This is a genomic window from Bacillus sp. SA1-12 (genome assembly GCF_000981385.1).
Taxonomy (GTDB): Bacteria; Bacillota; Bacilli; order Bacillales; family Bacillaceae; genus Metabacillus.
Genome location: NZ_LATZ01000008.1, coordinates 133,833 through 156,981, shown reverse-complemented (window position 1 = coordinate 156,981; position 23,149 = coordinate 133,833). Strand labels below are relative to the sequence as shown.

Sequence of the window (23,149 nt, the reverse complement as noted above, 5' to 3'; positions counted from 1 at the left end):
TAATACAATTTTTACGAACAATTGTTTACATAATATTTTTATTGTTAATTAACGTAATAATATTGTTTTAGTATATTCCATAAAATCAATAAGATGAACCTCAACGATTTTTTGTAGTATAACTATATTTATCTCTTGATAATCATGAACAGCAATGTTTCTAAATCCAACCATATTTTTCATTTTTGTAGCCAGGGAAGAGGAGAGTATATCTGCCGTTTCCAATAAAGTAAAAGCTTCACGGCTACTTTGTGGTAAACCTAGTTTCTTTTCAGCTACAATATGCATCGCTAAATCAATACTTGCTTCACATGCACGCTGCAAATTAAGTACAATTGAGTCTTGCTTTGTAAAATTTTTAAGATTTTCTGGGTTATTATCATATTCCTCATGAACTCGTTTAACACATCGTTCAATAATGCTTATCTTATTTAAAATAACATCATTCTTCATTGAAAATAGACCCACTTTCCTGGACATTATCGATAATAAGTTTTCGTTCTTCATTCAATTTTGCATACATCTTAAGAGTCTTCATTTCATAATTCATACGTATTTTATCGTCTGGACAATATATGACTTTGCCTGTACTAACTATCTGTCCTTGAAATACTGTTGAAGCTTTTTTTAAATCAATTAAATCTACATCGATATTTATTATGGAAGCTAATTCTTGGGCCAATATAAAGATTTGGTATTCATCTAATGTTCGATCGGATAAATATGCTATATCGATATCGCTGCCTTTATTAGATGTTCCTTTAACGGTCGAACCAAATATGTAAATTAAATGTGGAGAAATTTTTTCTTTTAAGAAATTTATGATTTCAGTTTGCATTTTAATATCCAATGGAAAAACCTCCATAATTTGGCTTATTCTTATTATAGCAAACATTTGTTTTGTTATCTATATTTAATTATTCGTAAAACAGAGATTATACACGAAATTCAATTATGTTTTATTCTTCCCCTATTGCTTTTACGAGGATAGTCCGTCTTTTACAAATACCATTATGTATAGATTTTGCTTAATACATTAAATTAATTAAGCAAGCATCCATAATCTAATTCTTACAATCTTTTAAGGAGATGATTTGAATGGCACAAAATAATAACATCAAGCAATTAGTTGTTCCAGGTGCTAAACATGCTATTGAACAAATGAAATTTGAAGTTGCATAAAAGTTTGGTGTTAACCTTGGTGCTGAAACATCTTCAAGAGCTAATGGTTCTGTAGGTGGAGAAATTACTAAACGCCTAGTTGCTATGGCACAACAATCAATGGGTCGTTTATAAAAATTAACCTATTTAGGATGAGAAAAAAGTTCTCCTCCATTTTATGTTTTTTAGATAAACTCCTTCCTTTCAACCCTTACATTGTAATTCTTTTGCTATCATCATATTGAAAAATCCGTGACCAACTAAAGCTATCAAACGGTGCTCTTCAGCATTTTTAAACTCTTAAGCTATCTTAAATAGTATGATATTCACTTCCTGTATTATAGTTAAAAAGTTGAGTTATGGTATAATTTTCACAAAACCTTAGAGTTTTATGATTGAAGGAATAAAATGAATAATATATATATTAAATTTAAAATTTTCGAAGAAGAATTAGAAGAGTTAAAATTATTAAATAAAAGCTCTTTTGATAGGGATTACGGTCAATTATATGGGAATTTCACTATGGTTTTCAATGGAGTTGAATACCCATCGTATCCCTCATTAGATAGTTCTCTTGAAGAAACGAGATTGTATTCAGAGCCTATATTAACTCATTTAAATAATTTGATCGATGCAACCAATAGCCTTGAAACAGATAATTTTATTGCTATCCTTTCCCCATGTGATGTTGGTAATTGGCTTATTATTGAAAGAAAATTAAGTAAAATATCTTTTAGTCATGTAAAGTTGAAAGAGAGATATTACAATTCAAATTTTAACTTAAATAAAGCTAAATTTATTAACTCAAAAGAAGGTCTATTTAAAGATATTGAAATAGATTTTAATAATCTAAGAAAAGAAATTAAAACTAGTTGCTTAATACTTTTGGGACAAATAGAACAAATGAATAAGGATATTCTAGACTCAAAAAGTTTACAAAAAATAAAGTCATATATTAAAACTTAAATAACCCTTTACTTGTTTCACATGCACAATTGAGTCTTGCTGGTTATTTATTTAGACCAAGAGATAATTAAATTATACACGAAGTTTAGTTTTATGATTTACTCCTCCCTTTGAATGATCGCGTTACAATTTTGGTATATGATCAGTAGATAAAATAAAAAAAGCACTTGTTTTTGAACCAGTGCTCATATGGATTAATTTTCAATTCGCTTTTCAATGTTAAATAGTCGTTTGTCCATTTCTGTTAATCTATTGTTCAAGTAATCAACTTCAAAATCTGTTTTCTTTTTAGTCACTTTTAGCATCCCAACCACATCTTCAGTTTGGGAAGCTTCAATTCTATTTACGGTTTCTTCCACTCTTTTTAACCTTTCATTCATTTCAACTAATAAATCGAGAATTTGTTTTTCCATTCCATTCACCTACCATTTTTTATTATAAGCTATTTTATAATTCATTACTAACTTTTTACACGAAGTTTAGTTTAAAAATATTGGGGAGTTTCCTCCCTCTTTAAAGATTTTCATCATGAGCACCCATTGAACTGATCGCATAAACTAGACTAGTTCCAAATTGAATTTTTAAGCGAAAAATCGCGTCAGTATTATCACTCGCCCATGCTCTCTCCAAAGCTGTTCATTATTATATCCAACTAGAAAAGCATTACTAACTTAGTTTGTTAGAAATGGTTTGAAATTAAATCTTCACCACTTGCGCTTCTATTGTTGTAGTTCATTCACTTTACTAACTTCAACCTAGGGGAAACATTAATAACCGGAAACCTCTGATAGAGGAAATACGGAGCAGCAAATTAGCATTTCCTATAATCTGGTCGCTACTTTTCCCCTGATATACGAACGATGGTACTACCCCAGACACTATTCACTAAATCAGTATACGTAAGGAATAGAAACTAGTCCTTGTACTTCCAACTGACATGAGAATAATGATCCTGCCAACGGTTCTAATTTAAGCTTATCATTCCCTACCCCCTCACGCGCTGTGGTAATATAAAGCGTTCGCATGTCAGAACCACCAAATGTACAACTTGTCACATTTGAAACAGGTAAGGTAATTGATGCAACGATTTTACCCAGCCGTGGATCAACACAGATGACTCGATATCCTCCCCAGAGCGCTATCCATAACCGGTCGTTGATATCAATGGTCATTCCATCAGGGGATCCTTTAATATCCTTTAAATCAATTACGACACTCCCCTCTTTTAGCTCTGTTGTCTCTTTGGAAAATGGATAAGACATAATTTTATTCGTAGGTGTGTCAATGACGAATATCGTATCACCCGCTTGATTCCAGGCAAGCCCATTAGAGATGCTTAATCCTTCTTTTGCTTTTTTCATTTCTCCATTCGCATCTACAACGTATAAATTCGCCTTTCCTCTTGCTCCATCTTCACTCATTGTACCCACCCAAAACCGATTATATGGATCACATTTTCCATCATTAAAGCGCATGTTCTTTCCAAGATCATCTAATGAAATAAGCTCTTTGGATGCTTTGTTGGTTTCATCAAATAAAATTAACTGATTTCTTGTTGATAAAAGGAGCTTTGAATCTTTTGCTTTTACAACACTCGTAATGTTAGAGGAAAATTCAATATCATGTAAAGCTTGACTAGTAGGGTCATAGTTAATCAATTTATTGTTTAGAATATCTACACATAATAAACGATCTCGTTCCTCGTCCCATAACGGTCCTTCAAGTAACTGACCTGAGTATTTTCTTTCCACCTTTGCTTCCACTAAGCATACCCCTTCCACCTTTAATTAAAAATAAAGGAAAGTATCTATATTACCATTCAGCAATGCTACCGTCTTCATGTCTCCAGATAGGATTATGCCAATTGTGGCCTTTTTCAGCCATTTTTCGAACATGGCTCTCGTTAATTTCAATTCCTAATCCTGGACCATTAGGGATTTTAACATACCCTTGTTTATAGGCAAATACATCTGGATTGACGAGATAATCAAGCAAATCACTACCTTCATTGTAATGAATCCCAAGGCTTTGTTCCTGAATAACGGCATTGTGACACGTTGCATCGACTTGTAAACATGCAGCTAGCGCAATAGGTCCTAAAGGGCAATGTGGTGCAGCAGCAATATCGTACGCCTCTGCCATCGACAAAATCTTCTTCGTCTCTGTTATTCCTCCAGCATGGGACAAATCAGGTTGGATAATGTCAACATATCCACTTGCAAGGACAGACTTGTAATCCCATCTCGAATACATTCTTTCACCTGTTGCAATTGGAATACTTGTAATTTGAGTGATTTCCCGTAATGCCTCGATATTTTCACTAAGAACCGGTTCTTCTATAAACATTGGTTTAAATGGTTCTAGTTCTTTTGCAAGAACTTTTGTCATTGGTTTGTGTACTCGACCATGAAAATCAATGCCGATTCCTACATGATTGCCTACAGCAGATCGAACTTCTTGTACACGTTCTAGGGTAGCTTCAATTTTTGCGAACGAATCGATATAATGTAGCTCTTCTACTCCATTCATTTTAATAGCTTTAAATCCAGCATCTACAGCTTTTTTTGCGGCTTCCGCCGTTTCATTTGGTCGATCTCCGCCCACCCAAGAGTATACCTGAATAGAATTTCTACAGGCACCACCCATTAACTCATGAATAGGCGCATTATAATACTTTCCTTTTATATCCCAGAGGGCCTGATCGATTCCAGCAATGGCACTCATTAGAATAGGGCCACCCCGATAGAAACCACCCCGATACATCATGTTCCAATGATCTTCAATGAGTAACGGATTTTTTCCTTTGAGCAACTCCATCAATTCTTTAACAGCTACCTGTACAGTACGCGCTCTGCCTTCTACAACCGGCTCTCCCCACCCAATAAGACCTTCATCTGTTTCAATCTTTAAAAAGAGCCATCTCGGCGGTACTTGAAATAGCTCAAATCCAGTTATTTTCAATCAATATCACTCCTTTCCGTAAGAATGAACCAAGTCATAAAATCTCTTAGATTTTTGTTCTAACTGTCGCAAATAGTCTTCTGTTACAGCTTGTTTTGAATTAACCAAAGTGCTGCCTATTCCTACTCCAACTGCACCTGCATCAATAAAATCACGGACATTTTCTAGATTTACTCCTCCCGTAGGTAGCAACGGAATATGAGGTAGAGGCCCTTTGATATCTTTAATATAAGCTGTTCCAAACGAGGCCGGGAAAACCTTTATAATATCTCCCCCATGCTGATATGCCTGTAAAATTTCTGTTGGTGTAAATGCACCTGGTATACTTATCACACCGTATCGTTTTGTTAGTTGGATCGTATCCTTATTAACCGTTGGAGATAAAATAAAGGAAGCCCCTGCTGAAATGGCCATTCTCGCAGTCTCTGAATCGAGTACTGTGCCAGCACCTACTACAACCTGTCCTTTCCATTTCTCTGCAATTTGTTCAATTGCCCATAGTGCTTTCGGTGAGTTCATTGTAATTTCAATGGCAAAAATCCCACCTTTGTATAAGCTCTCAACTATAGGTAGGACATCTTCTGGATTTGCATTTCGAATAATAGCAATCAACTTGGATTCTAAAATGTTCTCTAGTGTATTCATTGTCTTTCCCTCCTTATTATCTAATGACATCTGTTTGCTTTTCTTGATTCATAAATTCCTTTAATTCCTTCTTATTAGGAAGTCCTTCTACATCTCCATTGACCGTCGTAACCATTGCACCAACGTTACACGCTTGTTCCACCGCAACACTCAAGGATTGGCTATGTAATAGACCAGATATAAATCCAGCTGCAAAACCATCACCCGCACCTACTGGATCCTTTACAATCACTGTTTTCACTGCATGAGCATACCCCGACTCTGTTTCACTTTGATAGTAGGCTCCCTTCTCACCCAGCTTTACAACAACCTTTTTTGCACCAAGAGATAGGATCTTTTGCGCAATCAGTACCTCGTCTTCTTCTTCAAATAAGAATGCTCCTTCCGTGATTCCTGGCAAAACAATGTCACTTAACGAGATCATTCGCAACAATGTGTCACGTGCTACTTGTTCTTCCCACAATTTTTTTCGGAGGTTCGGATCAAAGATAATGATTATTCCAGCCTGCTTTGCTTTCTCCATTAACGTGATTATCATAGATCGGCAGCTTTCACTTAGAGCAGGTGTAATACCAGTGACATACAGGTAATTAAACTGTTCCACGTATCCCATATTAATATCACTCATATCCATAAGACTAGCCGCCGAACCCTTCCGATAGTAATGCACGCGGGTCAAGTCGTCTTTTACTTTCTCTTTAAAAAATATACCCGTTTCTGCTTTTTCACTCAGCTTTACTTGAGAAACGTCAACACCCTCCCCACGCACAAACGATTGTATTTTATGTCCAAATTCATCATCGCCAAGCTTGCTTATCCATCCCGTCATATGACCTAGTCGAGCAAGACCTATTAACGTATTTGTTTCCGCCCCAGCAACACGTGCTCTGTAATTACTAGCATATCGCATCGGACCCTCTTCTTCGGGAGAAAAGACAACCATCGTTTCTCCAATTGAAAGTACATCCATGAATACCGCTCCTTTTCTTTGTTTTTGTTCCTTCTTTAAAAAACATCTGAGTGGTAAAGTCGTGAAGATAGACCGCCATCAAGAATTAGACTTTCACCAGTCATCATCACAGAATCATCGGAAGCTAAATATAATGCCAATTTGGCTACATCTTCTGGGAAGCTAATTCTTTTTGTTGCGTGTAAGGATAAAACCTCTTTCTCCACTTGTTCTGATTGATTCATAGACTCTAGCCAATCGCGATAATGAGGAGTGTCAGTAAAACCTGGACAAATGGCGTTAACGCGAATATTGTCTTTACCTAAACTTTGAGCCATACTTCTCGTCATGGCGTTGACTCCGCCTTTTGCTGCAGCGTATATCTCTGTATTCGGCAAAGTTGCTATGGCATGGTTCGAAGAAATGTTAATGATGGATCCTTTCTTTTGTTTTATCATTTCAGCAACAACATACTTTGCGCATAAGAACGTGCCACGTAAATCAATGTTGATTACCTTTTCCCAATCCTCGATTGTTGTCTCCATCATCGGTTTGAATATTGTAATACCTGCGTTGTTAATCAACGTATCAATCTTTCCGTAACGCTCGATAGTTTTCCTTACCATCCCCTGAATACTAGTTTCTATTGAAACATCCGTTTCAATGAAGTAGGCTTCCCCGCCATCTTCTAAAATTTCATGTTCTGTTCGTATTCCCTCCTCGGCACCCCGTGTGGCAATTACGACAGAGGCCCCTTTACTAGCAAAATATTTGGCAATCCCTTTACCAATTCCTTTTCCTGCACCCGTTACAATTACTACTTGTCCATTCACTTCACTCAACTTGATTCACTCCTTCTTACTTAGTAGCATTTTTCTGTCTAATTAAGATATCAGCCATTTTATAGACCTTTCCATTTACATTGCATTCGATTATTGGCCAATTGTCTGTCCTCGTTAATAATTGAATTCCATTCTCCTTTACAAGAATCGTCTCTTCACTTTTTATCCCTACAAACGATGGGTTCCAAGCAAAGGCTTGATTTTTAATGACATTCCCTTCTGTCTTTAGCGTGACAATTTCCTCTCTACACGCATACCCCGTTGTTCCCCCTTGATGATGAAGACGCCAATCATATCCGTATCCCTCTCGTTCATAAAATGAGATTGCTTTCGCCAATATTTCTTTATAAGGTACACCTACCCTTGTCTCAGCAATCATTTCTGCATGAATACTTGCTAACGTGTTGATTCTATCTCGTTTAGCTTGAGATATTTCACCGAAATGTACAAATCTTGTTAGACTGACATTCAATCCATGTCGCTCAGCACCAATTACAATCATTAAAACCTGCTTAAGCTTGTTCTCAGTAGGAATAGGATGCTTATACTGTTCAATACGCTCATCTGCTGCTACAAGTAAACATACAGGATTGATCCCTTTGCTTATACACTTGCTTGCAACCAAACTAGCAATCTTGTTTTCACTCATGCCTGGCTCACAAGTTAGACACACATGCTCAACAAGGGTAGCCGTGTCTTGGCCAAGAGAATAGTAGGAGTTCATTTCGTCCTCAGATAAGCTAGCACGTACCTGTTGTATCTGTTTAAAGACGTTCACGGTGCCAGCTCTCCCATCATCACTCCCAACCCTTCCTTCAAAGAAAGACGCTGTAAATGTATCGAGGTCTTCAAACCATGGACATGCAACAATCTCGATCTCTTTGTTAAAAATCTCTTCAGCCTCCAAACGAGGCTTTTCATTCATGGTTGTTATACATTTGATAGAGTGTTTCGTAACGTAGAGATATGCGATTCCCACTTCTGTTGTTTGCAATACGTGGTTGTATCTACCTCCTGTAAACCATGAAAAACAATCTCTTCGTACAAGTAATAATCCATCTAAGTTTTCTTCCTGCATCAAAGAATGAATTTTCTCTTTAGGACTCATCATGATTTTCTCCTTCCACTTATATTGATAGCGTTGGTAGGCTGAACTCTTTTTCAACAATAAGAGAAGCAGCTCCTACCGCATAAAGATCTTCTCCTAATAAGGAAGTGAAAATAGGTGTTTGTTTTGCCTCATCTCCCATTGCTTTCAAACTAATCACTTCTTTAATAATAGGAAGTAGTACAGGAGCAATCTTTACGAGTCCTCCTCCTATAACAATGAACCGTGGACCAAATAAATTAATAAGGATGGTAAATCCTAGTCCAAAATTACGTCCAGCTTGTTTTGCCACATCTACAGCTAACGGATCACCTTGATGAACGGCTTGATAAAAATCTTCAATTGTGATCTTATCTATATCTTCCTCTCGCTCAGTTAAACTGCTTCGTTCTCCAAGCTTCAATCTTCTTTTTATTCCTTTTAAAATAGCAGGCTCAGAAGTTAGGATTTCTAAGCATCCATAATTCCCGCAGGTACACCTTGGACCATCTGGATCAATCGTAATATGACCAATTTGACCAGAGACATGATGGACCCCTTTAAACATAGTGCCGTTATTAATGACACTCGCACCTATCCCATAATCCATTAGGACAGAAATGAAGTTGTCCTCATCACGACCGTGCCCGAACCACACCTCCGCTAATGCGGAACTGTTACAGTCGTTTTCAACTTCGACAGGAAGCTTCGTTAAATCTTCAAATATTCCTTTAATATCGACATTCTTCCAACCTAAGTTCGGGGCATATAAGCCAACGCCCTTAGTCGAATCAACTAATCCATGCATTCCGACTCCTAATCCAATCACTTCTTTGCCTAATCCTACATAATGATTGGACATACTTGTTACAAGGCTAGCGATGTTTTTAATAACTTCACATGGATCCTTACTTGTATTTACGGCTATCTCGGATCTTTTAAGTATTTCTGCCTTTAGATTACAAATAATTATTTTTGTTGCATAAGCTCCAATTTCAACACCGATGATCAATTTTTTATGTGGGTTAACTTCTAATGGTCTAGGTGTCCTTCCTCTAACCTTTGTTTCTGCAACCAATTCCTGAATCCATCCTTCATCAATGAGTTGTGCGACAATTTCAGAAACAGATGGGCGCGATAAATTGATACTATTTGCTATGTCTACCCTTGAAATTGGACCGTCTCTTTGAATGGTCTTTAAGACAAGCTTTTTATTATAATCTTTCATTAAATCAATATTAATTCTCCCGGATTGTCCCATAAATAACCTCCACACTCCTTATTAAATTATTACAAATAACTATTAAAAGAAAAACTATTCAAAAAAATGCTTGAAAAATCATTTATAAGGGCTTACATTTATATTAAACCAGATGAGTTAACGCATTTCAATAGTTATTTGGTTATTACTAATAACTAAATAACTTTATAATTTATGGTTGACTCTAAAATGAATAGGAGCTGTTAAAAAATGTCTTTATATTCTCATTCTAACAAAATGCAAGGAGTACGTTTACCTGGACAAGATAAGGTGAATCTAGAAGAATTCCCAATTCCCGTACCCGAACACGGCCAAGTTCTCTTAAAAATGAAAGCCTCAGGTCTCTGTGGAAGCGATTTAAAATACATCTATCATGAACACACAGGAACTGGAGGAGCAAGCTACAACGATGTCATTGCTGGTCATGAACCTTCTGGCCAAATTGTTCAAGTAGGACCTGGCGTCACACATTTTAAAGAAGGTGATAGAGTTGTTGTTTACCACATTGCAGGGTGTGGACACTGTGATGAATGTCGCAAAGGGTATATGATCGGGTGTACATCACCTGAACGGCAAGCATACGGTTGGCAAAGAGATGGTGGGCATGCGGAATACTTATTAGCCGATGCAAGTACACTTCTACACTTACCGGAAAATTTATCCTATATAGATGGTGCGATGATTGCCTGTGGTTTCGGAACAGCTTATCAAGGTATTTTACGGGCAGATTTATCAGCTAGAGACAGACTGCTTGTAGTTGGCTTAGGCCCAGTAGGTCAAGCTGTTACAATGCTAGCAGCAGCATTAGGCGTCGAGGTCATTGGAGTCGACATGGTTGAAGAGCGCATGGAAATGGCGAGGAAAGTTGGGGCTAAACATACGATAAAAGCAGGAGAAGACGCTCATAATAAAATTCGAGAATTAACAGGTGGAAAAGGAGTAGAAGTAGCAATTGATTGTTCTGGAAGTAATCCTGGACGACACCTTTGTCTTGAATCTGCCAGAGAATGGGCTCGAGTCGTTTATATCGGAGAAGGTGGTCATGTTACGTTTGAAACAAGTCCTCTACTTCTTCACAAACAAATCACGTTGCACGGCTCTTGGGTATGTAGCCTTGACGGCATGCAAAAAGTAATTGATTTCCTATCGGCTAAAAATTTGCATCCTGAGGATATTATTACACACACTTACCCTCTATCGGAAGCAAATCGCGCCTATGAAGTCTTTGCTTCAGGAAAAACAGGAAAAGTTTGTTTAACGATGTAACTTACGGGTTGCGATGTTAGGAACGGACTCATTTTATACTCCGTTCCTAACTATAATTATTCTTTAAAAAAGGGGTTACATATTATGAAAATGATATCTATTAACAGTCACGTTCCCTCATCCACCAATAGTCATGTTCCTTTTCTTGAAAAGATTGGAATACCAAAGGCACTATTCTGGGGTTATATCGCGGTTCTAGTCTTTATGATCGGAGACGGTGTCGAATCAAATTATTTGTCTCCTTATCTATCAGGAAATGGTTTTACTCTTAACGATGCTGCATCAATTATTTCCTTTTATGGAATTACAGTTACTATCGGATCTTGGCTTGCAGGTTCCTTATCAACTTTGTTAGGTCCTCGTAAGGTTATGATAGCAGGTGGATTAATTTGGATTATCTTTGAACTAGGCTTTCTTTTAATCGCCCTTCCGCAAGAAAGTTTCATCTGGGCATCAATTTTTTATGGGATAAGAGGTATTGCTTACCCAATGTTCGCATATTCATTCCTTGTTTGGATTCAATCAACAACCAAGCCCGAGTTAAAAGGAGCTGCAACTGGCTGGTTCTTCTTTGCTTTTACTGGAGGATTACCAACGTTAGGATCTGCCGTAGCCATCGTTTCCATACAATACGTTGGTGAATATAACACCTTCTGGGTTTCTCTCATTCTTGTTATTATCGGTTTACTCGTAGCTATCTTTGCAATAAAGGAAACTCGTGGTCGTAAACCGTTTATTGATATTAAACAAGAAAATACAACCGCAACAAAAGTTTTATTAAGTGGGATTGATATTTTATATCGTAATCCTCGCGTTACGGTTGCAGGCATTGTTCGAGTGATTAATACAACACCATACTTTGGATTCTTTGTCTTTCTTCCTTTTTATTTCACAGAAGAAATTGGTTTTACACAAAGTCAATATTTGTCTCTTATTACAATAATGGGTTTAATTGGTATGAGTTTTAATCCCATTATCGGAAAAGTAAGCGACAGTTGGGGTTGGAGAAAAACATTAACCTTCTTTGGAGGAATCGGTTCGGCAATAACCACTTTGCTTCTGTATTTTGTTCCTCAACTAACAGGCGATAACTTTTTTATAGCTGTAGTTGTCGCAACACTCTACGGAATCACTTTATGTGGGTATATCCCTGTAGCTGCATTGATTTCGTCTGTTGCAGATGAGAAAGACAAGGGCAACTCCCTTGCCATTTATTGCTTAGCAGCCGGTCTATCCACTTTTATCGGACCCGTTGTCTATCGCTTACTAAATGGTGTCCTTGGAGTGGAAGGAATTATCTTTATTTATGCAGGGATGTATGTTGTAAGCGCTCTATTGTCTTGGTTCTTCCTGAAAACAAACGACGACCCAGGAGAAAACAAGAGAGTGAAAGTGAAAGCTTAGAAATATGAGCTCCGATGCTGTTGGGAATGATCATTCTCCCAACAGCATTTTCTCTAAACTACATTAAGAAACTGTATCATCAATAAAATTTCACATAGTATGGATATAATTTTTCTTTTATTTTTTTATTGTCCATTTATCCGAAACATTCTACATTTATATCCAACTGGATAAGCTATTATCTTAATTTGAGTAATGCGAAATTAGATCTTCAACACTCGCGCCCGATTGTTGAATACACCTTGCTAATGCACAGTATCGTTGTACTGCGCAGCTGGAAAGTTGTTCTTCTTAAAGATAAGCGCCCTACAGATCAAAAAGAGATAGTGGGTATCCTTTACATCTTCCTTGCAAATTTCACTAACTAGCTGCCATAACGCGTTGTTTTCTTTATTTTTCGGTCCAAGCCTATTACAATTTTCATATTGAGGCTTTGAATTCATTTATTTTTGCATTAAACCCTAATAAATTTTTCAGAGGTAACTAATTATTATGTCGTTTGTTAACTTCAATCATAATGAACTCCGGCAAATAGCTGGGAGTACATCCTTTTGCTACTATTTCATCTTTGTAAAGACCTGTTTTCTCACCAAGTTTAATACAACGTGCACGATTCTTTTCATCATAAACGCCTATCCAGCCTGCGGTGAAATTCATAGCCCATTGAACTTCCGGTTCTTCCTGCGTAATATTAGCTTCTAATGCAGATAGCAAGTCTGCTGTGTTATCAGGAGGTGTTTGTCCAGTCCATCTCAATCGCCCTTGATAATACCAGAAAGCTCGCCTTTGAAGAGCAGAAGGACTATTTTCCCATGACTCCATCAATGCAATTTTCTTCTTGTCTTTGGTGAGCTGATTAGCCATTAACCAATCCATTAAGTTATTTCGCTCATCAAAAGTGTGAGTCTGCATATCCTTATCAAGCTTATTTAGCACATCTTGTGAAAGAAGTTTTTTGTCCATAATTAAGATTGCTAATAGTCTGGGCAAAAACTCTTCGGTTGACCAAAGTTCCATAGCTAGTTCGTGATCTTTTTTAATATCCTTCGCGATTTTTCGTAAGTCGCCTAGCTTAGTTTTACTATTGATCTGAGGTAGAATGTTTTCTGCTTTTGAAGAGCGTTTTATTTCTGTATCTTTTTTTTCATCCATTTTATACAACTCCTTTATTAAAGCACTGTTTCATAATATGTCCTTGACGGGATATATCAAGAACTTAATTTCGTTATAAGCTTATTGCAGTGGTGTGCCTCCAAAGTTTACCTTTTTTAATATTGTAGCATATATAGTATTAAAGCTTTCTCCACCTATAATAGAAGAGCAACCATCTTTAATATATTAATAACATTTACTTCCTTTTAATTGGATACGAAAAGAGCATTCCTTTTTAAAGAAACGCACCCAATAGTTTAAGTACATTTCTTCACAAACTTACACCAATACTCATACGAAAAAGAAGGGACAGTCAACTGACGTTCTCTTTTTTAATTAACCTTAATATTGTTTTTTGGGTTTGACTATTTTTCCTCCTTCAGATTCGTATATCATTATTGTTTTACCTATTTCAGAATTATGATAATACTCTACTTGACAATAGTAGTTACCTTCTTGTTCCACACTATATCCTTGTCGATAAAAAGAAATATTCTTTTCGTCAAAGTAAACCTGTAAGCCGCCACCTCTAGCATTATCGTATATATAGATTTCACAATCCCCTTTATATTCATCAGTTTGATTTAATATAACTGCTGGTAAAAATCGTACAGTATATAAAAACAGAATAAATGATAAAAGTGAAAAGGCAATAACAATAAACTTATCTTTCATTGGCATTACGTAGGTATTGCCAGATTTCTTTTTCTTTATTGCATAATAGCGAATAGAAAAAATTGAACCTACTAACATAAGAACAGATAATAATAGCATAAAGTAATATTCGAACAATTTACCTATTCCTTTCCTAATCTTATGTATTTTCTCTTTAGTTCTAAACATAAATTCTTACATTATTCTGCCCGTTAATTAACAACAATAAAAAAAGAGAAACTCATTTATTGAACTTCCCCTTCTATACTTTCACAATCATTTAACATTAAATTTTATACTATATAAACGCATTGCCTCTAAGCTTCCTTCATATTCAAAAATTCCCTTTTCGATTAATTTTCTAACCCTATATTCCAAAAAACCGTCACCGATATATTGAAAAATATGCCCATACACTTCACCGACTAATCTTGCACACATAATAAACCCTTTTTTCTTCCCTATTAGCTTTTTAGCTTTTTCAATTATAAAATCATCGTAATAGTCTTCCGAGACAACTTTTATTTCTCCGTTTTCCCATATTCTTAATGTACCAGCATTATTTGAGAGATCTAACCACTCTTTTTCAAAATGTTTACGATCAATGTCCGATAAAATCTGCTTATTTTCTTGGCTATATTTATAAATTGCTTGTAATTCTTTTAAAATTATTTCACCCGAAAAAAAGGGTACATATTTCTTAGCCTTTTTTTCAAACATTCTCCTGTACAATGCTGCGGTATTAATGATACAAATATTATTCTTTCGTTCCCGTAACAAATACAGTGTAAAAAGAAGTGCTGTTTGTTCATTTGCATTTTCTGATACCCATATGTAAATTGGAAGATTATCAGGAATTGATAATACTTGAGAAATGACTTTTGGTAAACTTTCTTTATAAAATTCAATTTCATATTCATTAGATAAGTTGTTTTTTAACCAATCAAATCTATCTGTTTGGCCCATTTCAGTATCTAAACTGTATATAGGAGCAATAGAGAAATTTTCGTGGAAAGCTATAATAAACTCTTCTTCAAGGATGTTTAATTCTTTTAATGGTTGTCTTAAATATGGGTATCCAAATTGTATATGAATTTTTTTGTAATTACTTTTTCCAAATGGGTCTGGGTCTGTAACTTTTGGATAGAGAATTTCATTAAAAATTTCTTTAAGATCTTTTTCAAACTTAACTAAAGAATTCTCTTTATCCTCCAACAATGCAATCCTGTAAAGGATAAATTGCAAGTATGACCTTACTTCCTGTTCTGGCAAGTCCTTTACTTTATTCTTTATATCGAGAATATCCACCTAAAAACTCCTTCTATAATCAATTAAAAGTATTAATCATAATAAAAACGTTCTTTTTGAAGTTATTTCGTCCAAATACTCAACTGGGAACGAACAGCGACCCTTTTTTCTACTCTTGCACCCGTTACTTAAATAATGTTTGAATCAAAGTAACTCCAAAAATAATAATAATTATAATTAGGTGAAGCCATACGAAAAACTTAAGCATAAATATTGCAAATGGTTTTTTTCTGAAACACTGAAATAAAAAATCAAAAAGTAAAACAAGACCGACAAATATACTCTGGAATAAAAAAGAAATCCTGTTCCATAATCGGTGTAATATAGATAAAGTGTAACCAAAACTGATATTACAAATAAAATTTTATATTTTGAAAATTCTTTCATTGAGTGTCTCTCATTAAGGAACCTCTTTTCAATCATCGACTACCATAATTGATTTTATCTTTTTTAATTTTATTGAAGTCATATCTTTAGTCTTTTTTTCTTGTTTACCATATAGATTGGACGCATCGTACACATACATTCTGTCTTTGTCTAAAAAAAGGTAAATTACGTTCGTTAGTTTCTCTCCACTTTTCAAAACAACAGAAATGTTTTGTCCTTCATTTAAATTTTTTAATCTTGGATACTTTTCTAACGTTTGTTTCCTCTCGTAATACTGAATTTTCTTAGTTAGAAAACTATCGGATATAATTAGTATAAGTGCAATAACTACCACGAACCACCAACTGAAACTTCTCCAATATGTAGTCACTAAAATATAACTACCCATATATACTACAAGTTTTAATATCCAAAAAAGGCCTTTCATAGTAGCCCTTCCTTATAAATTCTTAGTTGGTATTGTTCCCAATTAGAAAAGTGTTATTAAACTAAACTGCCTTGTACAATAAGAAAAAGGATCGACGCAGCGATCCCCATCTTTAACTCTAGCACCTGTTAGTTTAATAACTTACCATCAGCTTTTATCGAGTTTGCAATTTTTACTATTTCTGATTTAGCCAATTCATTTTCACTTTTATACTCAATTGCTAATTCTAACTCTTCTTTCTCCACTTCCCAATACCAGTATTGTTTACCATTTTTTTCGTGATAATAGTATTTTGTCCCTTTAATAAGGGCTTCTTTATCCCACTTAGGATCATCATACCAACTTACATAATCAGTAGCTGTTACCACAAGTTCGGCTTCCGTTGATAAGTAATGTATCTTTAGTTTATGGCAATTTTTACCGCATGAAGTACTAGTCATATAACTTTCACTATATTCAAAAGGTATATAACTAGGTTCAGCTTTTATTCCTACCCAAAAGGGTGCCCAACTTATCGGCATTCTTAATGAGGGAGTATAAAACATAACAAAAAATAACACAAATACTCCAACAATTAGTAGGGTCCTCAATACTTTTCCCTTAATAATTCGTTGATGTTTCAAAGTTTGTCCTCCGTATTTAACTATAAATAATCATATAAAATAGTTGATAAAAAGAATCGAATTCTTATTGTTTCTTTTTTCTTTTTCTGCGAACAATATAAATAATTATGAAAATTGGAAGGATGTAGATAACAAATATTACCCCAAAAAGCCAGGTTACACTCAAGAAAAACTCACCATTGCTACAACCTGAAGTTCCGCAAAGTGTGGCTCTAAATCCTTTTTCAGATGCATTAATATAAAAACTAAGGAGTCCAAAGTATCCAAAACCAACAGCGAAAAATAACCAAAATGCTCCTATAAAGATGCTCGCCATTACTACATTGTATATTTTTCTTAACACTCTATCGACCCCACGATGCGATTAAAAATTGAAATTAATCCTTATAATAGAAATTGCCTTTCTATATCTTAACTATATATTCTGTAATATGATTTTTACTATGACTAAATTGTGGGATTTCATTATTGAGCTAAGGAAGGCTTTTGCAGCACTAAATCTCCTGTAATATACGGACATGCCAAAAAAGCTAAGTGACAACCTAATTGAAAGTTGACACTTAGCTTTTATTTGTCCTCAAAACATTAGTGTAGAAAAATGATTAAGCTATTAAAAAATACACATGGAATGTTATTTACTATATTTCAAGAATGGCCCCTCAAATGGCCAATTTCTTGAGTGTTTTTTCGTATTCTTGGGTTGTACAATGTCTTCTGGTATTTCTGTAATAATTGAATGGAGATCCTGATAATCTTGGTCTATATTTTCAATATAAAACAAACCATTATCAGTTTGTTTAGCTCTATTGACAAAATCCGGCCATAAATCGGTATAGGGCTTTCCTAAAATTGCAGCATTTCCTAACTTTTTAGGTAGGCCTCTCCACCACCAAGCAGATACGGGACTCCATCCCCTTCTAATTTCACCGTAGAAGGAATTTAGCACCTCAGAGGTCTTCAGCCAAAATCGCTTTATTTCTAATGGCCATCCCGGTTGATTCATCACATCTTCCAAAAAGTCGATCGAGATATAACATGATCTAAATCCTTCACGTGTAGGGCCTACCTTATCTGGAATCCCAATATGTACATCAGTGAAAGGTTTACTTGGATACCAAACTACCCCTTCATGTAAATTTTTTAATATAAACTCAATAAAATGGCCTTTTCCCTTATCCGATAGTTTAAATTGTGGAGGCTCATAAAGTCCGTATCTTCTAGGCATAGCTTCCGGCATAATAGATTCAATTAAATCTAAAAGTGCTTCAAATCCAGTATTTTTAAACGTATCATCATCGATGAACCACCATGTCATTTGAAGAAAGCTTGGGTCTTCTTTTACCAAGACATTTTCCAGTCTTTTTACACCAGATGGGGATGAGATTGTACCCTCCTGTTGATCAAATATTATTCCATGGGAAGATTGAGCTAGAATTTTAGATATCTTCTTTAATATTTGAAAAGCTCGTTTTGGTGCCCCCATAGGTTCTAAAATAATCTCTGTAAAATACCTGATTCCAGGTAATTGCCCCATTACTTGTTCTGGAATATCTTCTTCCATTACTTCATAAGGATTACTCACCATAATCTGCCAATTCCGACCATCATAGGTGAATCCATTATTTTGCCACTTAATCTCCTCTTGTTTAAAAAAATTATTCTCAAATGAAGTTTTATTTATAGACCATATACTAATATCGTAGCTCATTTCTTCATCCCTTTAACTAAAGGTTAAGCATCACCATTTATTATTAAGAAATGGTGTAAATTCTATTCAATTAGGTAACAGTACGCTAACGGGCCAGGATAGTTTAATAACACCTATTTAATGGGGGACAATACCAACTAAGAATATATAAGCAAGAAGGGGTACTATGAAAAATCTTTTTTAGTTATTAAAACTTACAATATATTTGGGAAGTTATATTTTGGTACTACATATTGGAGAAATTATGGTTGGTGGTTCTTGGTGATAATTGCAATTATACTAGTCATATCTGATATTTTACTTACTAAGAAAATTGAGTATTACGGTAGGAAACACAAACCTTAAAAAAATATCCAAGATTAAAGAATATAAATGAGGGAGATAGCCTTTCAATTTTTCTTAAAAACGGTGAGAAACTACCGAACGTAATTTATCTTTTTTTAATGAAGACAGAATATATGTGTACGATGGTTCAAGTTTATATAGAAAACAAGAAACAAGAAAAAAGACCAAAGATATGAGTTCAATAAAAATTAAAAAGATAAAATCAATAAAAGTTATCGACGAATAATTTAATTTTTATCTGAACTACCATGAAATTTAATCCTTACTATACTTCTTTAACTGATATTGTTGGTTGAGCTTCCTTAATGCATTCTATAACCGAGCTTCGTAAAGTTGTTTTTGGAATAATGAATTTGAGTATTTTTCCGTTTGTCAAAATAAATGAAATGGTTCCATTATCATGAAAACCCGTATGTAAAGTTCCCTTTTGATTTATTACGATTTCCTTTATATCGGTGATGTTAATAGAAAAGTTATGCTTTTTTTGAAGCAAGTCAGATACTTGACCACTATTTACTTTTTCATCATACTCAATTTCCAAATCAGCTTGCTTCTGCTCCACTTTTTTAAACCAAAACCAAAATAAAAATTCAAGGATATCGGGAAGCTGTTTGTCGTATGCATAACGGTTATGGAATTGACCACCAATTTTAATAAAATAGAAAGAGTTATTCGTAACATAAACTTTATAAAAAATATCCGATTTAGTTGCCCTCGGTTTAATGACATTAAAACTTTTGCCCATATAATATATACACCTACATGTTTTTTATTAAGTATCTTTCCCCTTTTTTGTATTTATTACTTTTTCCAAACCAATAAGGTTTCAATCCATGTCCACTAACCAATGCAATAATAATAGCTGAAACCAACACTTTAATAAAAAACATCTAACTCATCTCACCTTTCTCTTCTTCTCTCAACTTAACTCATCTCAAATTATAATATTCAATAAAATGTCCTAAATACCTTCTTTAACTATCCTCCCTCAATAAAGAAAGGAAAAACTCCCGATTTCTCCATTTTTCTTAGATTTTCATAGTAGTTTACCTTGCGGTAATTGCTCAATAGTTGGGTGTATATTACTGAAAAGGATAAATCTGGACCCGTTGAGAAAAAAGACTTATAGCCCACCAACCAATTACTTACAGAAATTGGTGAATGAGTTAAAATATGATCGCACTGGTAGATCTCCACATTTCTCATGGAGGTCTACCCTCCCATGCCTCACAGAGTCTTCACTCTCAAATTCCTTCGTCCAACCTTTCCATGAGGTGGATGTCAGCCATGCTGCCCCACAGGGTCCTATGCCCGTAATTTAGTTACTTTGCCGACTAATCCGTGCTTCAAATGTACCCAAATCTTTAAAATTGCAGCTACTATTGAATCTAATCTAAAACAAAATCAAGCGGCCATTTCTACCTTCTTTTCTACTGAAAAGTGAGGAATATCCTTTAACATCTTTTCTTCCTTAAATTCATATTGCTTTTTACCTATGCTGAAGAAAATACGGATCAGTTTATTACATAAAGCGATAATAGATTGCATTTTCTTTAATGAATTATCAGAACGTTGAGTATAGTAAGCATGTAATGCTTTAAAAGCTGAATTTTTTGCGACTAGAATCATACAAACTCTAAACAACAGAGCCCTTAATTTCTTCCGGCCCCTCTTTGTAATTGTCGTTTTTCCTTTGTGCTTACCTGATGTATTTTCTTTTAAACTTAAGCCAGCCAGCTTAATAATTTTCGGGGATGAGTATAATCATTTAGGTCACCTACTTCCGCAAAGAAACCGGCAACCGTATCCCTTCCAACAACTTTAATGGCCAACATTTGTGGTACACCTGGTATATCATCAAGTAAAATATCTATTTTGGCATCTAATTCTTTGAATTTAATCTAGATTAATTCATATTTATCAAGTAACGTTTTCAGCTCTAGTTTAGCCATATCAGACCCTTGTCGAAGTCCGATGGACTTACCGGCTGCTTGTTTTAACTCTCTAATCTTATTTAGTCCCACACTTCGAGTTACTGCTCTTCTTAGGTGGATAAGCAGTTCATGTTCAGAGTATTTTATTATTTCATGCGGTAAAGCATATAGTTTTAAGAATTGTAATGCCGCCTTGCCTTCCCACTTTTTAAAGACTGTAAGAAATTCTGGAAAGTACCGGTCAATCCAGTTATGAACCTGGCCTTGTACCGTCTGGAGGTCATCCGTTAAAAGATCGCGTATTTTCTTAGCCACCCGGAGTTCGGCATAAACTCCTTGTGGTATTGTAGGTTCGGCATATCTTCCGTCCTTGACAAGCTGGGCAATTACTTTGGCATCTTTCACATCATTTTGAGTTGGTGAATTATCATCAAGTTCCTTGCTTTTCTTAACGTGCAAGGGATTAACAGCTACAAACTTAATCTCATTTTCTTTCAAAACGTGAGCTAAGTTGAACCAATAATGGCCTGTCGGTTCCATCCCAACTACTACTTTATCCATGCTTTGTTCTTTCTTTATATCTGAAATCCACTTAATAAAATGTTGAAATCCCTCTTTTGTGTTTTCAAAATAACAAGGTGATCCAAACTCCATTCCTCTAAAGTCCTGGGCACGTGCCACATGCTTGAACTTTGCGATGTCGACCCCTATAATTAGAGTTTGAGAAGTAATTTGAGCAATCTTTTTATTTTGGTTATAATTCATTTTAGGCCTCCTGGTATTTGAGTATTGTCCTTTTCGCTGGCCAGCTTTTGGACTCTCTCATTCTACCAAGAGGTTATTTTTTTGTTGAAACTCTATTTTCCTTTATTACAGGAATGCTGCCCCTTTGGTTGAAGAACAATAAAGAAAAAAGGATGCCGCAGCAACCCATTTTTTCGTTAGTTCAATAACAATCTGAGTTAATAGATATATCTAAAAGTCTCATACTTTCCATACTTGATAACAGTTTCAAATTCTTCTCCACCATTTTTATCCTTTAATAGAGCATCCATCTTATCATCTTTGATATTGTAATGTCTCTTATTTAGAAAGCCCACACTTCGGATTGTAGGATGGTCTAAAATTGGTGTTAAGTCACCATCTAACACATTAGTATCAACAAATCTAAAGTCAATTAGGTTAGGAAATTGATTTAAAAAATTCAGATTCTCAAGATTTCCACAAGAATTAAGGCACAGAACCCGAAGATTTTTCAAACAGAATAATTCTTCATTTGGTATAAATTTCTTTGATTGATTAATATGTAAATGTTCTAGCGTATCAGCTAATCCAGACAATCCAAAATCATTTTGTAATTTAGTACAATAATGTAATTCTAAACGCTTTAATTTATTCATTTTATCTATACCAAGGAAATCTTGTATATTAGACCAGTTTAATTCTAGATAGAGGAGATTTTCTGGAAAACCAACAAAATTGCCGAGCTTATTCTTTTTATGATGCCAGAGAGTTAAATATTGAATGTTTTCAAGCTCCATCTCATTAAATTTATCTTCTTTTAAGTTTAAGTAAGCTTGAAGATTATCTGGTATTTGTTCAAACCAAATCGCCATATTCCTCCAGCTATCCATTTTGAATCACCCCGAAATTTGCCAGTATTTCTTTTATTTTATCATTTGGACTTATTAAACTAAATTGCATCGTTAATTGAATAAGAAAAAGCTGCCACTACGACAGCTCTTCAACTCTTGCACCCGTTAGCTTAAATACCCATTTTCACAATCTTAAAATCAATTTAGTAATATAAATTCTTTTTCGCTAATAATTGAGGTGTAGTAATTAATCTGGCTTTCGCTATTCCTTTCTTAAATCTTACATTGTTCAACCACTCTATAATTGCATTTGCATCATAATTTGGGTGAATTTTCTCTCCATTTTCTAAAGCCCAATATTTTGTATTCTTTTCCTCATCAAATATCCAATCTAGAAAGTCTTTTTGAATAAATTTCATCTTCCTACCTACTTTTGTTGAACAAGAAATGTATTGAATAAAGTCGTTACCAAAG

Annotated in this window: 24 protein-coding genes and 2 pseudogenes; 4 read left to right on the top strand and 22 right to left on the bottom strand. The window is 34.9% G+C overall.

The features are described from left to right. Positions 1 to 48 precede the first annotated feature (48 nt). Entirely contained in the window at positions 49 to 453 is a 405-nt protein-coding gene (locus WQ54_RS07885) for a DUF86 domain-containing protein (protein WP_046514462.1), read from the bottom strand. Beyond that, complete coding sequence (locus WQ54_RS07880) at positions 443 to 838, bottom strand: nucleotidyltransferase domain-containing protein (protein ID WP_197089566.1); 396 nt, start codon at positions 836 to 838, stop codon at positions 443 to 445. The genes WQ54_RS07885 and WQ54_RS07880 overlap by 11 nt, the downstream gene beginning before the upstream one ends. 260 nt (positions 839 to 1,098) lie before the next feature. Here WQ54_RS07880 and WQ54_RS07875 point away from each other — a divergent pair. Both WQ54_RS07875 and WQ54_RS07870 read left to right on the top strand, forming a co-directional pair. Further along, positions 1,099 to 1,296 (top strand): annotated as a pseudogene (locus WQ54_RS07875) (small, acid-soluble spore protein, alpha/beta type). Between the two features lie 273 nt (positions 1,297 to 1,569). Then, the gene (locus WQ54_RS07870) at positions 1,570 to 2,127 is read left to right on the top strand and encodes a hypothetical protein (protein WP_046514457.1); all 558 of its coding nucleotides are present in this window, start codon (positions 1,570 to 1,572) and stop codon (positions 2,125 to 2,127) included. A gap of 194 nt (positions 2,128 to 2,321) precedes the next feature. On the opposite strand, the gene WQ54_RS07865 is transcribed toward WQ54_RS07870, so the two are convergent. From WQ54_RS07865 to WQ54_RS07830, 9 genes are all read right to left on the bottom strand, one after another. Continuing rightward, positions 2,322 to 2,540 (bottom strand): hypothetical protein, encoded by a 219-nt coding sequence (locus WQ54_RS07865; RefSeq protein WP_046514454.1) that lies wholly within the window; start codon positions 2,538 to 2,540, stop codon positions 2,322 to 2,324. Between the two features lie 100 nt (positions 2,541 to 2,640). Next, on the bottom strand, positions 2,641 to 2,757 hold the full coding sequence (locus WQ54_RS35610; RefSeq protein WP_084821889.1) for an alpha-galactosidase: 117 nt from the start codon (positions 2,755 to 2,757) through the stop codon (positions 2,641 to 2,643). A gap of 260 nt (positions 2,758 to 3,017) precedes the next feature. Beyond that, entirely contained in the window at positions 3,018 to 3,890 is an 873-nt protein-coding gene (locus tag WQ54_RS07860) for an SMP-30/gluconolactonase/LRE family protein (RefSeq protein ID WP_046514451.1), read from the bottom strand. Between the two features lie 49 nt (positions 3,891 to 3,939). Then, complete coding sequence (gene dgoD / locus WQ54_RS07855; protein ID WP_046514449.1) at positions 3,940 to 5,088, bottom strand: galactonate dehydratase; 1,149 nt, start codon at positions 5,086 to 5,088, stop codon at positions 3,940 to 3,942. 6 nt (positions 5,089 to 5,094) lie between these two features. Next, positions 5,095 to 5,733 (bottom strand): bifunctional 4-hydroxy-2-oxoglutarate aldolase/2-dehydro-3-deoxy-phosphogluconate aldolase, encoded by a 639-nt coding sequence (locus WQ54_RS07850; protein WP_046514446.1) that lies wholly within the window; start codon positions 5,731 to 5,733, stop codon positions 5,095 to 5,097. 16 nt (positions 5,734 to 5,749) lie between these two features. Further along, positions 5,750 to 6,703: a sugar kinase gene (locus WQ54_RS07845; protein ID WP_046514443.1), complete on the bottom strand. Its 954-nt coding sequence runs from the start codon at positions 6,701 to 6,703 to the stop codon at positions 5,750 to 5,752. Between the two features lie 35 nt (positions 6,704 to 6,738). Further along, positions 6,739 to 7,515, bottom strand: coding sequence for an SDR family NAD(P)-dependent oxidoreductase (locus tag WQ54_RS07840; protein WP_231597477.1), 777 nt, complete (start codon positions 7,513 to 7,515; stop codon positions 6,739 to 6,741). Between the two features lie 25 nt (positions 7,516 to 7,540). Further along, positions 7,541 to 8,635, bottom strand: coding sequence for a Xaa-Pro peptidase family protein (locus tag WQ54_RS07835; RefSeq protein WP_046514438.1), 1,095 nt, complete (start codon positions 8,633 to 8,635; stop codon positions 7,541 to 7,543). Positions 8,636 to 8,651: 16 nt separating this feature from the next. Further along, entirely contained in the window at positions 8,652 to 9,872 is a 1,221-nt protein-coding gene (locus WQ54_RS07830) for an ROK family transcriptional regulator (RefSeq protein ID WP_046514435.1), read from the bottom strand. A 210-nt stretch (positions 9,873 to 10,082) separates the two neighbouring features. Between WQ54_RS07830 and WQ54_RS07825 the strand changes: the two genes are divergently transcribed. Together WQ54_RS07825 and WQ54_RS07820 are read left to right on the top strand one after the other, a co-directional pair. Next, on the top strand, positions 10,083 to 11,138 hold the full coding sequence (locus WQ54_RS07825; protein ID WP_084821888.1) for a zinc-binding dehydrogenase: 1,056 nt from the start codon (positions 10,083 to 10,085) through the stop codon (positions 11,136 to 11,138). A gap of 84 nt (positions 11,139 to 11,222) precedes the next feature. Beyond that, a complete protein-coding gene (locus WQ54_RS07820) occupies positions 11,223 to 12,542 on the top strand; it encodes an MFS transporter (protein ID WP_052737708.1) in 1,320 nt (439 codons plus the stop codon). 483 nt (positions 12,543 to 13,025) lie between these two features. Here the strand turns inward: WQ54_RS07820 and WQ54_RS07815 are convergent, their stop codons facing one another. The 11 genes and pseudogenes from WQ54_RS07815 to WQ54_RS07760 all read right to left on the bottom strand — a co-directional run bounded on the left by WQ54_RS07815 (position 13,026) and on the right by WQ54_RS07760 (position 23,094). Continuing rightward, on the bottom strand, positions 13,026 to 13,694 hold the full coding sequence (locus tag WQ54_RS07815; protein WP_046514432.1) for a DNA alkylation repair protein: 669 nt from the start codon (positions 13,692 to 13,694) through the stop codon (positions 13,026 to 13,028). 342 nt (positions 13,695 to 14,036) lie between these two features. Beyond that, positions 14,037 to 14,486: a hypothetical protein gene (locus WQ54_RS07810; RefSeq protein WP_046514429.1), complete on the bottom strand. Its 450-nt coding sequence runs from the start codon at positions 14,484 to 14,486 to the stop codon at positions 14,037 to 14,039. 138 nt (positions 14,487 to 14,624) lie between these two features. After that, complete coding sequence (locus WQ54_RS07805; RefSeq protein WP_052737707.1) at positions 14,625 to 15,656, bottom strand: DUF1835 domain-containing protein; 1,032 nt, start codon at positions 15,654 to 15,656, stop codon at positions 14,625 to 14,627. Between the two features lie 415 nt (positions 15,657 to 16,071). Continuing rightward, positions 16,072 to 16,470 carry a hypothetical protein gene (locus tag WQ54_RS07800; RefSeq protein ID WP_046514427.1) on the bottom strand — a complete coding sequence of 133 codons (399 nt, stop codon included), beginning with the start codon at positions 16,468 to 16,470 and terminating at the stop codon, positions 16,072 to 16,074. A 128-nt stretch (positions 16,471 to 16,598) separates the two neighbouring features. Next, positions 16,599 to 17,093: a hypothetical protein gene (locus tag WQ54_RS07795; RefSeq protein WP_046514424.1), complete on the bottom strand. Its 495-nt coding sequence runs from the start codon at positions 17,091 to 17,093 to the stop codon at positions 16,599 to 16,601. A 64-nt stretch (positions 17,094 to 17,157) separates the two neighbouring features. Then, positions 17,158 to 17,436 carry a hypothetical protein gene (locus WQ54_RS07790; protein ID WP_046514422.1) on the bottom strand — a complete coding sequence of 93 codons (279 nt, stop codon included), beginning with the start codon at positions 17,434 to 17,436 and terminating at the stop codon, positions 17,158 to 17,160. A 288-nt stretch (positions 17,437 to 17,724) separates the two neighbouring features. Continuing rightward, positions 17,725 to 18,801 carry a hypothetical protein gene (locus WQ54_RS07785; RefSeq protein ID WP_046514419.1) on the bottom strand — a complete coding sequence of 359 codons (1,077 nt, stop codon included), beginning with the start codon at positions 18,799 to 18,801 and terminating at the stop codon, positions 17,725 to 17,727. 610 nt (positions 18,802 to 19,411) lie between these two features. After that, positions 19,412 to 19,891, bottom strand: a complete 480-nt coding sequence (locus WQ54_RS07780) for a hypothetical protein (RefSeq protein WP_046514416.1) — start codon at positions 19,889 to 19,891, stop codon at positions 19,412 to 19,414. Between the two features lie 659 nt (positions 19,892 to 20,550). Further along, a pseudogene (locus tag WQ54_RS07770) lies at positions 20,551 to 21,845 on the bottom strand (IS110 family transposase). Between the two features lie 197 nt (positions 21,846 to 22,042). Further along, the gene (locus WQ54_RS07765; RefSeq protein ID WP_231597473.1) at positions 22,043 to 22,696 is read right to left on the bottom strand and encodes a hypothetical protein; all 654 of its coding nucleotides are present in this window, start codon (positions 22,694 to 22,696) and stop codon (positions 22,043 to 22,045) included. Positions 22,697 to 22,878: 182 nt separating this feature from the next. Continuing rightward, complete coding sequence (locus tag WQ54_RS07760; protein ID WP_156177807.1) at positions 22,879 to 23,094, bottom strand: hypothetical protein; 216 nt, start codon at positions 23,092 to 23,094, stop codon at positions 22,879 to 22,881. Between the last annotated feature and the right edge of the window lie 55 nt (positions 23,095 to 23,149).